Source organism: Thermosulfuriphilus sp., from assembly GCF_054026695.1.
In genome coordinates this window covers 29,004-42,579 of the sequence record NZ_JBPMLP010000048.1, presented here as the reverse complement: position 1 = coordinate 42,579, position 13,576 = coordinate 29,004, and the positions used below count along the sequence as shown (strand labels likewise).

The 13,576-nt window shown below is 50.9% G+C and carries 13 protein-coding genes; 3 read left to right on the top strand and 10 right to left on the bottom strand.

What is annotated here, in order from left to right; genetic code table 11:
• Positions 1–16: 16 nt before the first annotated feature.
• The 10 genes from ACXJJX_RS08320 to ACXJJX_RS08275 form a co-directional block, all read right to left on the bottom strand.
• A complete protein-coding gene (locus ACXJJX_RS08320) occupies positions 17–1,741 on the bottom strand; it encodes a DUF505 family protein (protein ID WP_456434077.1) in 1,725 nt (574 codons plus the stop codon).
• A 164-nt stretch (positions 1,742–1,905) separates the two neighbouring features.
• Positions 1,906–3,009, bottom strand: a complete 1,104-nt coding sequence (locus tag ACXJJX_RS08315) for an inositol-3-phosphate synthase (RefSeq protein WP_456434075.1) — start codon at positions 3,007–3,009, stop codon at positions 1,906–1,908.
• A gap of 145 nt (positions 3,010–3,154) precedes the next feature.
• Positions 3,155–3,364, bottom strand: coding sequence for a hypothetical protein (locus ACXJJX_RS08310; RefSeq protein ID WP_456434073.1), 210 nt, complete (start codon positions 3,362–3,364; stop codon positions 3,155–3,157).
• A gap of 124 nt (positions 3,365–3,488) precedes the next feature.
• Positions 3,489–4,043 carry a transglycosylase SLT domain-containing protein gene (locus tag ACXJJX_RS08305; RefSeq protein ID WP_456434071.1) on the bottom strand — a complete coding sequence of 185 codons (555 nt, stop codon included), beginning with the start codon at positions 4,041–4,043 and terminating at the stop codon, positions 3,489–3,491.
• 61 nt (positions 4,044–4,104) lie between these two features.
• Positions 4,105–4,359, bottom strand: a complete 255-nt coding sequence (locus ACXJJX_RS08300) for a YHS domain-containing protein (protein WP_456434069.1) — start codon at positions 4,357–4,359, stop codon at positions 4,105–4,107.
• Positions 4,356–4,856, bottom strand: a complete 501-nt coding sequence (folK, locus tag ACXJJX_RS08295) for a 2-amino-4-hydroxy-6-hydroxymethyldihydropteridine diphosphokinase (RefSeq protein WP_456434067.1) — start codon at positions 4,854–4,856, stop codon at positions 4,356–4,358. Before folK ends, ACXJJX_RS08300 begins: the two co-directional genes overlap by 4 nt.
• A gap of 2 nt (positions 4,857–4,858) precedes the next feature.
• The gene (locus ACXJJX_RS08290) at positions 4,859–6,025 is read right to left on the bottom strand and encodes an LL-diaminopimelate aminotransferase (RefSeq protein ID WP_456434065.1); all 1,167 of its coding nucleotides are present in this window, start codon (positions 6,023–6,025) and stop codon (positions 4,859–4,861) included.
• A gap of 1 nt (position 6,026) precedes the next feature.
• Positions 6,027–6,788, bottom strand: a complete 762-nt coding sequence (locus ACXJJX_RS08285) for a fumarylacetoacetate hydrolase family protein (RefSeq protein ID WP_456434063.1) — start codon at positions 6,786–6,788, stop codon at positions 6,027–6,029.
• A gap of 12 nt (positions 6,789–6,800) precedes the next feature.
• Positions 6,801–8,315: an Rne/Rng family ribonuclease gene (locus tag ACXJJX_RS08280; protein ID WP_456434061.1), complete on the bottom strand. Its 1,515-nt coding sequence runs from the start codon at positions 8,313–8,315 to the stop codon at positions 6,801–6,803.
• Positions 8,315–8,758: a hotdog fold thioesterase gene (locus tag ACXJJX_RS08275; protein ID WP_456434059.1), complete on the bottom strand. Its 444-nt coding sequence runs from the start codon at positions 8,756–8,758 to the stop codon at positions 8,315–8,317. Before ACXJJX_RS08275 ends, ACXJJX_RS08280 begins: the two co-directional genes overlap by 1 nt.
• 224 nt (positions 8,759–8,982) lie before the next feature.
• On the opposite strand from ACXJJX_RS08275, the gene ppsA reads away from it, so the two are divergent.
• The 3 genes from ppsA to ACXJJX_RS08260 all read left to right on the top strand — a co-directional run bounded on the left by ppsA (position 8,983) and on the right by ACXJJX_RS08260 (position 13,561).
• The gene (gene ppsA, locus ACXJJX_RS08270; RefSeq protein WP_456434057.1) at positions 8,983–11,424 is read left to right on the top strand and encodes a phosphoenolpyruvate synthase; all 2,442 of its coding nucleotides are present in this window, start codon (positions 8,983–8,985) and stop codon (positions 11,422–11,424) included.
• 187 nt (positions 11,425–11,611) lie between these two features.
• Entirely contained in the window at positions 11,612–13,129 is a 1,518-nt protein-coding gene (gene wbaP, locus ACXJJX_RS08265) for an undecaprenyl-phosphate galactose phosphotransferase WbaP (protein ID WP_456434055.1), read from the top strand.
• An 87-nt stretch (positions 13,130–13,216) separates the two neighbouring features.
• Positions 13,217–13,561 (top strand): phosphomannose isomerase type II C-terminal cupin domain, encoded by a 345-nt coding sequence (locus ACXJJX_RS08260; RefSeq protein WP_456434053.1) that lies wholly within the window; start codon positions 13,217–13,219, stop codon positions 13,559–13,561.
• Positions 13,562–13,576 lie beyond the last annotated feature (15 nt).

Below are 13,576 nucleotides of genomic sequence, written 5' to 3'. Positions count from 1 at the left end.
TTTTTTGAGGCAAGACCTAAACAGCCATTATCTCCTCCCAACGGGTGACTAGGTGTTTGAGAAGATCTAGCCCCTCAAGGAGAAGGACGCCTGGTTCTAAAATGTCATAGCCAGAGACATAGCGGCAGAGCCGGGCGGTCTCCAGGGCCTCAGAGAAGGCCTCCGGCCCAAGGCCAGAGAGTTGAAGGGCTTCTTGGATCTTATCCTCGTGGATCTTGATCTTTCGGCCGCCAGGCCGAGAGCGGCCAACGGCCCTCAAGGCCAAAAGAAGCCGCCAGATGTGAGGAGTAAGGGGAAAGACCACCCCATCGGGTACGCCGGCCAGCCCCTGTTTAACTTTCTCCCCGGCAGGAGATAAGGTATAGAGAAGCCCCGGCCAGACGTCGACTAGTCCCGAGGCAATGAGTCTTCGCAGGGCCCTTGCGGTCTCTTCGGTTGAATCGATCCCTGTGGCCAGAAGTTCCTCTTGGGAGAATCCTCGCCATAGTGGGAGTTTCCTCAAGGTTTTTAGCTCCTCGGCGGTTATCACCGGAAGTCTTTCTATTCGAGAGGCTACCTCTGCCAGACACTGCCCCCTTTTGCTAGGGTATCCCTGTCCTAGGCTTCGGTGAGACTCAGCCAATCTAATCCAGGCTTCATCTGGAGAGAGATTTTCCATGCGGGTGGTTGTCAGGGCCATGACCTCTCTGGCGTCCACTGGAGCCTGTCGGAGATCACCTTCATTAAGCAGTCGAGCCCCCAGATTAGTAGGCCTCAATCTGCCACTCGGGCTCCTTTTAAGGAGGGCAAAGCCTTCCAGGCGATATAGGGCTTGGCGGATCCGGACTTCGTCCCTTAGGCCGGCGTTCTCTAAACGTTCTTTAAGGCTTTCAGGGCTAAAACCTTCTGTTTTGTGGCCGGAGAGGCTTTCAAGGACGGTCAGGTCAATGGGATCAAGGTCAAGGGCAGGATTGACTGTAATGGGTTCGAAGAAGAGCTGGGCGGCATTGAGGAGATGCTTGCCGGGATAGGTCAGTCCGCCGGTCTCATCAACTGCCCCCAAGGCCTTTAATGTCTCAGTGGCTCGATCCTCCAGAAGATCCTGGAGGAGCTTTTGATCTATGGTTATCTCCGGAACTAATCCGGCCCTAAGAGCGGCCCGGATCTGGTTGCCAACGCCGGTAAGACTATAGTAGACCCCCTCGGGGATGGAGAAAACCATTAGCCTTTGGGCCTCCAGCTCCAGGAGGTGTTCATCCGGGATATCTACCAGCAACGATTTCCGACCCGGCCCTGGAGGCATCTTTTTGAGGCTTTGGGCCAGGGAGGGGGTGATGGCTAGGGATACGACAGCACTCCGATAGGCCTCAAGGATGCTCAGGGCCAGGGGCTGAAGACGGCCCTCTCTGGCCAACCCTCGTTCCTCTAAAGCTTGATTGATGGAAGCCGAGAAGTCAGTACGCCCCTGGGCCCTATTGGCCACTTCCAACATGCTGATGATCCTGGAGCTCAAAAGACGATATTCTTCGTCACGGCCATCAAGCTCAAGGAAACCTCTTCTTTCAAGCTGCTCAAAGGTCTCCAGGATAAGCTGGCCGGATCTGGTAAGTCCAAAATCTTCTCCATCCCTGAAGACCAGCCCGCTCAGACAGAGATGGATTAGCCGTTGATGATCTGTTTGATCAAGGCCGGCTATTTTTTGCCCTCGAATCCTATTTTCTAAGCGCCTTAGAGTACGCAGGTGTCCTATGGTTAAAATCATCGTCTTTTCCTCCTGAAGAATTTTCCTGGGGAAGCTGTTTGGTAGGACCTTCCGGCCCAAACGGTAATCACCCTTTGGGTAAGATCAAGGCTGAAGGTCAAAAGCAAAAAGGGGTAAGGTTTCTCAAACCTTACCCCTTTTGGGGAGCTAATCTTAAATGAGGATTAATCTTGTCTTTTTCCGGAGATGAAGTCTTCTACCATCTGGCAGGCCAGATCGTCAGAGAACTGCTTGGGCGGATGCTTCATAAAATAGGCCGAAGGGGAATAAAGTATTCCTCCTTTGCCTCGGTCGAGGGCCAGCTTGCAACAGCGGATGGCATCGATGGCTACTCCTGCAGAGTTAGGGGAGTCTTCCACTACAAGGCGAAGCTCGAGTTCCATAGGGACATCACCAAAGAGGCGTCCTTCGATTCGAATGAAGGCGATTTTGCGGTCTTTGAGCCAGGGTACATAATCGCTTGGCCCAATGTGAATATCTTCGGATGGGAGGGGATGCGAGAGGATGGCCTGGACAGCCTCGGTCTTGGAATGCTTTTTGGAGGCCAAGCGGCTTCGTTTGAGCATGTTCATGAAATCGGTATTGCCTCCAACATTGAGCTGGTAGGTATGGTCAATCTTGACTCCTCTTTTGGCAAAAAGGGCAGCTAGAGTTCGGTGGGTAATGGTGGCCCCAAGCTGGCTCTTGATGTCGTCTCCCACGATAGGAAGGCCCTTTTCCTCAAAACGCTTGGCCCATTCAGGATCACTGGCGATAAAGACCGGCATGCAGTTGATGAAGGCACAACCAGCCTCCAGGGCGCATTCGGCATAAAAACGGGAACCTTCTTCAGAGCCCACAGGAAGATAGTTGATCAGGATCTCGGCTCCACTTTCTTTGAGGATGGCCACAATGTCCTCTTTGGTGGCCTCCCGGTCTTCGGCCAAAACAAAGGAACGCTCCTGGGCAAAATCCTTCATGTGGTCTGAGAGGCCGTCCAAGATGCGTCCCATAGAGACCTTGACTCCAGAGGGTGGAAGGTCCCGATAGAATACCGTTGTGCAGTTGGGAGGAGCAAAGATGGCTTCAGAGAGATCTCGACCGACCTTCCGGGCGTCAATGTCGAAGGCAGCGACAACTTCGATATCATAAGGCTTATACCCCCCAAGATCCCAGTGCATCAGGCCAATGGCCTCTTCTGGAGACTTGTGGCGGTAATAATGAATGCCCTGGTAGAGGGCTGAAAAGCAGTTACCAACACCAGCTACCGCCAGCTTTATCTTGGACATAGCCTCCTCCTTGAAGGAAGTTCAAAGTAAATATCAAGTCAATGTAAATAAGATCATTATATGGTTCTAAGCTAACTTAGATGAGGGTTTAAAAAGGGAAAAACCCAGAAAGGCAAAACTATAAGAAAAAGAAAGTTAATTAACATCAACCTTGACTCTCTTCTTCAGCCTCAAGGGCAACCTCAAAAAAACTCTCACCGCAGTCATAACACTTAACATCCAAAATGTTATCCGTCATGGATACATATATTTCGTCGCAACCACACTTACAAGACGATGTAATTTGCTCTTTAATAAGAGCAGCTATTTCATCACGTATACTCTCTGGTATATCGGGATCAAAAAATATTTTCACGTTTTCCTCCTACATACTGCCTGTGGGAAATCTGGCCGGCATCATACCAATGGGGTGTGGGGTTGTAAAGATTTTTAGGGGGATTTGGAGCGGTTTTTTGGCCGATTTTTAAGGAAAAATCGAACTATTTTGGCAATCTATTCTGACGCCATAGCTTGAGGACCCTCTGGACGTAAAGACGGGTCTCGGGGATTGGGGGGATCCCCCGTTGGCGTCTTATTCTTCCCGGCCCGGCATTATAGGCGGCCAAGGCCAGATCCCAGCGGCCAAATTCATCATAGAGGTTTTTGAGATATCTGACCCCGGCCTCAATATTTCGGTAGGGATCAAAGGGATCAGAAAGTTTGAGGATGTTAGCGGTTGAGGGCATGATCTGCATAAGCCCCATAGCCCCTTTAGGAGAAATAGCCCACTTAGACCAGTTGCTCTCTACCTCTATTACTGCTTTAACCAGTTCGGGATCAAGACCGTAACGATGGGAGACCTCAACGATATGTCTCTCTAGGCTGAGGTCGGCCTCAAGGGGTCGGTAGGGGCGAAAACGAGGATCCGTTGGAGCATTGCTGAAGTGGATTCGGCCAGAGTCATCTATAAAATAATAAATCTGTCCACCAATGACTGGGGGGCCTTTAAGGCTGAAGATGAAAACAAATAAAGACAAGAGCGCTTTCCGGAGCATCTCTTTCCTCCGGATAAGAAGGGCCTTTAGTTTGGAGATTCGACCGCTGAGGTTTTGGGCTTTAGGCCTCCTGTCCAGGCTTGCCTTTGCCTTCAAGGAATAGTTCTCGACATCTATGGCTACAGAAATGATAGGTTTCCCCCTGGATTATGCACTTTATGGCCTCCTTTTCCGGGATATAGACTCCACAGACTGGATCCTGGACCAGCCTTTGAGAGAGATCATCCGGCCTTTTAGGAGATTGGTCTCTCCCCTGGGGGCGCCAGAAGAGATAGTAAAGGATAACGACGGCTGCCAGGAGGAGAAAGATCTTCATTCTTTTTCCTCTGGATCCCAAAAGCTTACGATTTCTGGATCTTTAAGTTCGGAGAGGAGTTGGGAGACCGTCTTTTTAAAGACCGGATGCCAGAGATTCGGGGCGATTTCTACCAGGGGTTTGAGGACGAAGTGGCGTTGGTGGGCCCGAGGATGGGGAATGGTCAGGAACGAGGATCTGAGGACAAGTTCATCATAAAAAAGAAGGTCAAGGTCGATGATCCTGTCGGATATCCCTTGGCGAGGGCGAACTCTTCCCAAAGACCTCTCTATCTTAAAAAGGACGGTCGCCAGCTCTTCGGGGGCAAGGTCGGTCTCAGCCTCAATTGCCAGGTTGATAAACCAATTTGGGGACTTAAATCCTACTGGTTCAGTAAGGTAAAAAGACGAAGTCTTAAGGATGAAGATTCCAGCCTCCTCCAAGAGACAGAGGGCCCGGAGGCAGTTCTTTCTTTTGTCTCCTAGATTAGAGCCTATTCCGACATAGATCCGGGCCAAGGCTAGAAATTGATCCTCCTTATCCGCTCAATGGCCTCTGAGAGCCGTTCCTGACCTACGGTGAGGGCAATCCGGAAATAGCCTTCTCCGGGTTCACCGAATCCGGCCCCTGGGGTAACCACAATTCCAGCCTCTTCGAGAACACGGGTGGCGAATTCTCCAGAGGTATATCCCTCTGGGACAGAAGCCCAGACATAGAAAGTTGCTCTAGGAGCCTTTACCGAGAAACCCAGATCCCGTAGACCATTGACGACTACGTCTCGGCGCTGGCGGTATATATCCCGAGCCCGGGCCACACAGGACTGGTCACTGCTTAAGGCTTCGATGGCCGCCTCCTGGATGGCCTGAAAGGCCCCGGAATCTACATTGGATTTGACCCTGGTCAAGGCTCCGATCAGTTCGGGATTACCAATGGCAAAACCTATACGCCAGCCGGTCATGTTATAGGTCTTGGAGAGAGAATGAAATTCAATGCCCACCTCTTTGGCCCCAGGAGCCTCTAGAAAGCTTGGAGGGATGAAGTCATCGTAGTAGATCTCAGTATAGGCGGCGTCGTGGCAGACGATAAGGTCGTGTTCCTTGGCAAAATCGACCACCTTGGCAAAAAACTCTTTGGTGGCTACAGCAGAGGTGGGATTGTTGGGATAGTTGAGCCAGATCATTCTGGCCTTGGCAAGGACCTCAGAGGGGATGGCTTCAAGATCCGGCAAAAAGCTATTTTCTTCCCTCAGGGGGAGATAATAAGTCTGACCACCGGCAAAAAGGGTCCCGATATGATAGACAGGATAGGCCGGAGTAGGGACGAGGACTATGTCTCCTGGATTGACAAAGGCCAGAGGCATATGGGCAATACCTTCTTTTGAGCCAATCAGGGAGACGACCTCCCGGTTAGGGTCAAGATCCAGGCCAAAGCGTCTCTGACACCACCGGGCAGCGGCCTTTCTGAAAGAGGCCATCCCCTGGGTTGAAGGATAGTGATGGTTGGCTGGATCCTTTGCGGCCCTTACCAAACGCTCGACAATGTGTTCTGGAGTGGGAAGGTCCGGATCACCAACACCCAGATCAATGACGTCTACCCCAGCAGCGATGGCCCGGGCCTTGGCTTCATCTATGGCTACAAAGAGATAGGGTGGGAGCTTCTTGAGTCGCTCTGAGAGTTCAAAGGCCATGCTATCCTCCTTCTTTGACGTAATTTCTGAGAGAACCAATCCCCTCGATCCGAATTTCTATTTCATCTCCTGGCTGCATAGGACCTATTCCCGGCGGGGTCCCGGTGGCGATGACATCTCCGGGCAGAAGGGTCATGATTTGGGAGACAAAGCTGACGATTTCAGGGATGGGGAAGACCAGCTGACTTGTCCGAGAAGACTGCCGCCGCCTACCGTTGAGATAGGCCTCAATCAGAACGTCATTGGGATCAAGTTCGGTCTCGATCCAGGGGCCCATAGGGGCAAAGGTATCAAAGGACTTGGCTCTGGTCCATTGTCCGTCTTTTTTCTGGAGATCGCGGGCCGTGACGTCGTTGAAGCAGGTGTAGCCGAAGATGGACTCCCGGGCCTCTTCAGGGGAGGCGCCTTTAAGCCTTCGGCCGATAACAATGGCTAGTTCGGCTTCATAGTCTACCCTCTGGCTCATCTGGGGATAGATTATGGCCTCTTCCGGGCCAATAATGGCCGTGGGAGGTTTAAGGAAGATTAGCGGCTCCTGAGGCAGGGGCATATTTAGCTCAGCGGCGTGGTCTCGGTAATTGAGACCAAGGGCGATAATCTTGCTCGGGGCCACTGGCGCCAGGAGTCTTACCTCTTTAAGAGGAAGGGACTCACCTAATGGGTGCCCTCCATCAAAGGGGGCTGCAGAGAGTGGCTGAATTTCTTGACCTTCGAGGATTCCATAACGTGGTCTTTGTTTATCTTGAAAGCGGACAATTCTCATTCTAATACCTCTTTAATGTTTCATGTCCACATCGAGATAGTCCAATTCGTATTCTTCAAGGTGAAGATCTGGAGAAGAGGTAATAATAATAGTCTTCCCCAAGCCCTTCTCTAGGGCCTCAAGGTGGATGGCCTCTTCGTTTAGGAGGAGTTCAGCCACCTGGGGGTGAACCTTAAGATGGATGCTTTTGGCAATCCGTCTTCGGGCCTCCCGTTCTAGTCGCCGGAAGATCTCGTAGCAGACGGTCCGGCGGCTTTTAAGGCGTCCGGAGCCTTCACAATAGAAACAAGGCTCACATAGAAGGTCATAGAGGCTTTCTCGGAGACGCTGGCGGGTCATCTGGATGAGACCAAGTTCTGACATCCTGAGAATATTGGTCCGGGAACGGTCCCTCTTAAGAGCTTCCTTCAGGGCCGTAAAAACCTTCTCTCGGCTTTCTTCCTTTTCCATGTCGATAAAGTCGATGATGATCAGCCCTCCAATGTTTCGGAGCCGAAGCTGATAAGCAATCTCCTTTACAGCCTCCAGGTTGGTCTTGAGGACGGTTTCCTCAAGATCTCTTTTGCCAACATAACGTCCGGTGTTGACATCAATAGCGGTAAGAGCCTCTGTGGTCTCGATAATGATATAGCCGCCGCTTTTAAGCCAGATCTTCTTGGACAGGGCCCGAGAGACCTCCATTTCTATGCCAAAGGCCTCAAAGATGGGAACCTCTCCCTGATAAAGATCTACATGGGCCCGAAGATGGGGAGCGAAGATATCCATGAAATTGAGGATCTTGAGATAGACCTCTTCATTGTCCACCACCAAGCGCTGGACCTCGCGGGCGAAGAGATCGCGAACAGCCCGAAGACTGATGTCGAGATCCTCATAAATAAGGCCGGGGCAGGAGTGGGTTTCGGAGCGGCGTTTTATCTCCTGCCAGAGCTTGACGAGGAAGTCGATCTCGTTGGCCAACTTGGCCTCTTCCACCCCTTCGGCCGCTGTGCGCACTATCCAACCGGTGCCGAGAGGCCGCAGGCGTTCGATGATCTCTCGGAGGCGTTTCCTTTCGGCTTCGTCTTCAATGCGTCGGGAGATGCCGATATGGCCCATTGTGGGCATCAGGACTAAGTGGCGTCCTGGAAGGGTGATGTGAGTGGTTACCCGGGCCCCTTTGTTACCTAAAGGATCCTTGGCCACCTGAACCAAGACTTCCTGGCCTGGCCGAAGTAGGTCTTCTATGGAATGAGTGCTTACCGAAGATGGGCTCAGGTCTTCTTCGGAGTCGTCTTCACCCATGAGACGTTCGAACTCTTTGGTCTGATCGCAGATATCACTTACATATAAAAAGGCCGTTCTGGAGAGCCCGATCTCCACAAAGGCAGCTTGCATCCCCGGTAGTACCCGGACCACCCGCCCTTTATAAATGTTGCCCACACAACCTTTTTCAGCAGGCCGCTCGATATAGAGCTCAACGATGTTGCTGTTTTCCACCAAGGCCACCCGGGTCTCATAGGGGGCAGCGTTGATGATTAACTCGGCCATTAATCTCCCTCCTGGCCGACAAGTCCCAGAAAGTCGTCGTCCCGGCGGAAGACTGTGCCGGTAAAAAGGCCTACTAGAGTCCCATCTTTGCGCCTGACCTCTACCCTGTATAGACCCGTTCGTCGGGTGAGGGCCTCCTCGAAGGCTTGGGCCAGGAGCGTGTCTCCGGCCCGGCTGGAAGCCGGATAAGACATAGAGGTAGAGATGGCCAAGGCAATCCGGCCGTGGCTGTTAGCCGCTAGAGCAAAAGCAAAATCGGCTAAGGCATAGGTTACTGCTCCATGGGTAACACCGGCAGCATTGAGCATGTCTTCCCGGACAACCATGCTTACAGTGGCCCTTCCAGGAGAGACCTCTTTGATCTCCATCTCATAGCTTACAGCGACCTTATCATGCTCTCTCATGTATCTGGCCACTTTCCAAGCCAGCTCATCTTTGGTCATTGTCGTCTCCTTAATTAAAATCTCCGACCCTCAGAGGATATAGCCCAAAGAGTCCTTATTATAAAGGGCCCGGGGTGTTTTTTCGCCGCAGGCTTGGTTGACAATAAAGGTTTGCAGTTGGTAAGGTGGCAGGCTGAGTGAAAACTTATTCACTCAAACATGCTTTAAATCAAGCCTTTTTAGGCCCAACAGAAAAATTTTATTAAGTCTCTTGAGAAGGGAGGATGATTCGCATGGCTGGTGTAGGTCCTTTAATCCTTTGGTTCGAAGAGATCTCTATTAAAGATGTTCCCTTGGTCGGGGGCAAGAATGCTTCCTTGGGGGAGATGTATCGCAATCTTACCCCCAAAGGAGTCAAAATTCCTGATGGTTTTGCAATCACGGCCGAGGCCTACAAATATTTTATTCGGGAAGCTGGCATTGAAGACCGGATCAAAGAGATTCTCAAAGGGCTTGATACCCACAATATCCGCGATCTGATGCGTCGGGGGGAGGCCTGCCGCCGGACCATCCTGGAGGCCGAATTTCCCAAAAAGCTCAAAGACGCTATCGTTAAGGCCTATAAACAGCTAGAGAAAAAGTACGGGAAAGACGTCGACGTTGCCGTTCGTTCTTCGGCCACTGCTGAAGACCTTCCCGATGCCTCCTTTGCCGGCCAGCAGGAAACCTATCTGAATATCCGGGGTGCGGAGAGGGTCCTTGAGGCTGCCAAGAAATGCTTTGCCTCCCTTTTCACCAACCGGGCCATTTCCTACCGAGAAGACAAGGGCTTTAGCCATTTTGATGTCTATCTTTCTATTGCTGTCCAGAAAATGGTTCGTAGTGATGCTGCCTGTTCAGGGGTTATGTTTACCCTGGATACCGAAAGCGGCTTTCGCGATGTTGTCTATATAACCGGTTCTTGGGGGCTAGGGGAAAATGTGGTTCAGGGGGCCGTAAACCCCGATGAATTTTACGTCTTCAAGCCCACCCTCAAAATGGGTAAACGTCCTATCCTTTCTAAGAAGCTAGGGCTCAAACAAAAGAAAATGATCTATACTGATAATCCGGACAAACCCACCAAAAACGTCCGGACTACTAAAAAGGAGAGGCAAAGCTTTGTCCTTTCCGATGATGAGCTCCTTAAGCTTGCTGAGTGGGCGATCATTATCGAGGAACACTACCAAAAGCCCATGGACATCGAGTGGGCCAAGGATGGAGATGGAGCCAACGTGGGCACTGGGGAACTCTTTATAGTCCAGGCCCGACCGGAGACTGTTCATGCCCAGAAAGATCAAAAGTTTTTTGAGACCTATCGTCTCAAGGAGACGGGCGAAGTTCTTTGTAGCGGTAAGGCTGTAGGAAGCAAGATTGGTCAAGGTAAAGCCCGAGTGATTGAAAGTGTAGCCAATATCCATGATTTCCAGAAGGGTGAGGTCCTGATTACCGACATGACCGATCCCGACTGGGAGCCTATTATGAAGATTGCCGCAGCCATTGTCACCAATCGCGGCGGCCGGACCTGTCACGCAGCTATTGTCTCCCGAGAGCTGGGAATTCCTTGTATCGTGGGCACAGACAACGCTACTAAGGTCATCAAGTCCGGGGAGGATGTCACCGTTGATTGCTCTCAGGGTGAGGAAGGCTACGTTTATAAAGGGCTCCTTGATTACGAAGTGGAGCGAATTGACCTTGAGAAACTTCCCCGTCCTAAGACCAAGATAATGATGAACGTGGGCATCCCTGAGCAGGCCTTCACCCAGGCTCAGATCCCCAACGATGGTGTGGGATTGGCCCGACTGGAGTTCATCATCAACTCCCATATTGGCATTCACCCCCTGGCCCTTATCAACTATGATGAGCTCAAACGTAAGGCCCGGCGGGATGCCAAAATTAAAGAGGTGGTCAAGTATATCAACGAACACACCTCAGCCTATGAGAATAAGGCCGATTTCTTTGTGGATAAACTGGCTCAGGGTGTGGGAACCATAGCGGCGGCTTTCTGGCCCAACGACGTCATCGTCCGCCTTTCTGATTTTAAAAGCAACGAGTATGCTAACCTCGTTGGAGGCTATCTCTATGAGCCAGAAGAACACAATCCGATGATAGGTTGGCGTGGGGCCTCCCGTTATTATGATCCTCATTTTGAGCCAGCCTTTGCCTTGGAATGTAAAGCCCTGAAGAAGGTTCGAGACGAGATGGGCCTGACCAACGTTAAGGTAATGATTCCCTTCTGCCGGACGGTAGAAGAGGGGGGCAAGGTCATCAAGGTGATGGATAAATACGGCCTCAAACAGGGAGAAAATGGCCTGGAGATCTACGTTATGTGTGAGATCCCCAGCAATGTCATCTTGGCCGAGGAGTTTGCCAAGGTCTTTGATGGCTTCTCTATCGGCTCCAACGACCTGACCCAGCTGGCCTTAGGGCTTGACAGAGATTCCGAGCTTGTGGCTCACCTCTATGACGAGCGTAATCCGGCCGTCAAGAAGCTTATACGTGAGGTCATTCAGGTAGCCAAGAAGGTGGGCCGTAAGATTGGTATCTGCGGTCAGGCTCCCAGTGATTTTCCGGATTTTGCCGCCTTTCTGGTGGAGTGTGGTATTGACTCCATGAGTCTTACCCCAGATACGGCCGTAAAGACCAGGTTGATCGTGGCCGAGAAGGAAAAAGAGCTGGGAATAAAGTAAGTTTTTAAACCCTATCAATTGGGCTAGGAAGGGGCGCTTGGCGCCCCTTCCTTTTAGAGATATTCTTTAAAATTTGACAATTTAGCGAAAAAATTTCATCATAACCACGTTTTCTAGGCTTTTTCCTTTACCTTAAGGTGGGGTACAAGAGGTTAATTCTTAATTTAAATTTATAAGGTTCTGGTCGGTGGTTTTCTCCGGGGATAAAAGGCGCCTTGAGAGGCGAGATATCTGGGGGCAGGTCTTTCGCTCCTATCCCCTGGTAGTTCCCAAGCCGGGTCGGGAGCGTCTGGAATATTATCTGGCCTTGGTTGGGGTTGATCTTTTGGCCCTGGGGCTGGCTGCCCTTTTGGCCTCTTTAGGAAGATTTTATTTAGGGAACTTAGAGGCCTTTTCTTTCCTTTCTTTAGACTCTGCCCTTAATAACCTCAAACTTTATTGGTGGACCTTTATCCCCATTCCCTTGGCCCTTGCCTATCGTCGGACCTATGATCGACGCCTTCCTTTCTGGGAGGAGACCAAAGAGATCATGGCGGCCCTTTTTTTGGGCTTTATCTTTGTCTTCGCCCTGATTTCTATGGGAAAGGTTTTTCAGATTTCGCGGATCCAGATCGGGCTCTTTTTTGTCTTCAGTATGGTGGCCGTGCCTTTGGGACGCTACCTTATTAAAAGATGCCTTTTCTGCTTTGCTCTTTTTCGACGCAAGGTCCTTATCCTCGGAGCGGGGCATCTGGGAGCTACCCTGGCCCAAGGACTAGACCGGGAGAGGTATCTTGGCTACGAGGTGGTGGGCTTCCTGGATGATGATTCCCGGAAGTGGGGTCGAAAGATAGCCAGCAAAAAGGTCTACGGTCCTATTGAACGGGCAGGAAGATTCGTTCGCTTCCTGGGGGTTGATAGTGTCTTTATCGCCATGCCCTCGTTTTCCCCGCACCGGATTTCAGAAATTTTTGCCTATCTTCAAAGCCTGGTCAAAGAGGTCTCTGTTGTCCCGGAGTTGCGCGACATTGGCATGTTGAACGCCGAGCTTTCCTGCCTCTTTAATCAAAAACTTCTGCTTATCAAGATCCAGAATAACCTCAAGTCCCCCGTAAATCAGATTCTAAAACGGTGTTTTGATCTCCTCTTGGCCTTTTGTCTCCTCCCTGCTTTCCTGCCGATCATGGCCCTGATCTCCTTTTTGATAGTCCTTGATTCTAGAGGAGGACCACTTTTTTCTCAGGAACGTTTAGGCCACAACGGTAGGCGTTTTCGAATCTATAAGTTTCGAACCATGTATAAAAACGCTGACGCCCTCCTAGAAGATTATCTGAAGGAAAACCCCGAGGCCCGGAGAGAGTGGATTCAATACCGAAAGCTCCGCCATGGCGACCCCCGGGTGACCAGGGTCGGAAGGTTTTTAAGGAAGACCTCTCTTGATGAACTGCCTCAGATTATAAATGTCTTAAAGGGGCAGATGTCCCTGGTCGGTCCAAGGCCCTATCTCCCTGAAGAACAAGAGGATATGAACGGCTTTGAAAATATTATTCTTCTGACCAGACCAGGCATAACCGGCCTTTGGCAGGTCTCGGGTCGTAACAATCTCACCTTTCAGGATCGTCTCAAAATGGATGTCTGGTATGTACTGAACTGGTCTCTATGGCTTGACCTCACCATCCTCATCCGTACCATCCGGGCGGTCTTAAAACGAGAAGGAAGCTGCTAGGGCTTCGGTGTTACCTTAAAGGGTTTTTTAGGTTAAAATTCTTCCCTTCAGATCCGCAAACCCTGAGAACCCTATTAAGGAGGTCAGATGTTTGAAGATCATCGCCCCTGGGGTTATTTCAAGGTTCTTTCAGACGAGCCGGACCATAAGGTCAAAAGGATCGTTGTCTATCCTGGTAAAAGGCTTTCTTTGCAATATCATCACCACCGTCACGAACACTGGTTTGTGGTTCGGGGGAAGGCCCGAGTGACCTTGGGTGAGGAGGAGATCTTCCTACTTCCTGGTCAAGCAGTGGACATTCCGGTGGGCACACCTCATCGGGTAGCCAATTCTGGCCAGGAGGAGCTGGTTTTTATTGAGATTCAGACCGGAGATTATTTTGGAGAAGATGATATCGTTCGTCTGGAGGATGATTTTGGTCGTCTGAAGTAAGTTTTTCGGAGGAAT

Excerpts from the sequence above, each read along its gene's own strand:
- ppsA (WP_456434057.1), top strand. The coding sequence starts at position 8,983 with ATGATTCGCATGGCTGGTGTAGGTCCTTTAATCCTTTGGTTCGAAGAG.
- ACXJJX_RS08315 (WP_456434075.1), bottom strand. The coding sequence starts at position 3,009 with ATGTCCAAGATAAAGCTGGCGGTAGCTGGTGTTGGTAACTGCTTTTCA.
- ACXJJX_RS08280 (WP_456434061.1), bottom strand. The coding sequence starts at position 8,315 with ATGGCCGAGTTAATCATCAACGCTGCCCCCTATGAGACCCGGGTGGCC.
- ACXJJX_RS08320 (WP_456434077.1), bottom strand. The coding sequence starts at position 1,741 with ATGATTTTAACCATAGGACACCTGCGTACTCTAAGGCGCTTAGAAAAT.
- ACXJJX_RS08290 (WP_456434065.1), bottom strand. The coding sequence starts at position 6,025 with ATGGCCTTTGAACTCTCAGAGCGACTCAAGAAGCTCCCACCCTATCTC.
- ACXJJX_RS08275 (WP_456434059.1), bottom strand. The coding sequence starts at position 8,758 with ATGACCAAAGATGAGCTGGCTTGGAAAGTGGCCAGATACATGAGAGAG.
- ACXJJX_RS08300 (WP_456434069.1), bottom strand. The coding sequence starts at position 4,359 with ATGAAGATCTTTCTCCTCCTGGCAGCCGTCGTTATCCTTTACTATCTC.
- ACXJJX_RS08305 (WP_456434071.1), bottom strand. The coding sequence starts at position 4,043 with ATGCTCCGGAAAGCGCTCTTGTCTTTATTTGTTTTCATCTTCAGCCTT.
- ACXJJX_RS08260 (WP_456434053.1), top strand. The coding sequence starts at position 13,217 with ATGTTTGAAGATCATCGCCCCTGGGGTTATTTCAAGGTTCTTTCAGAC.
- ACXJJX_RS08285 (WP_456434063.1), bottom strand. The coding sequence starts at position 6,788 with ATGAGAATTGTCCGCTTTCAAGATAAACAAAGACCACGTTATGGAATC.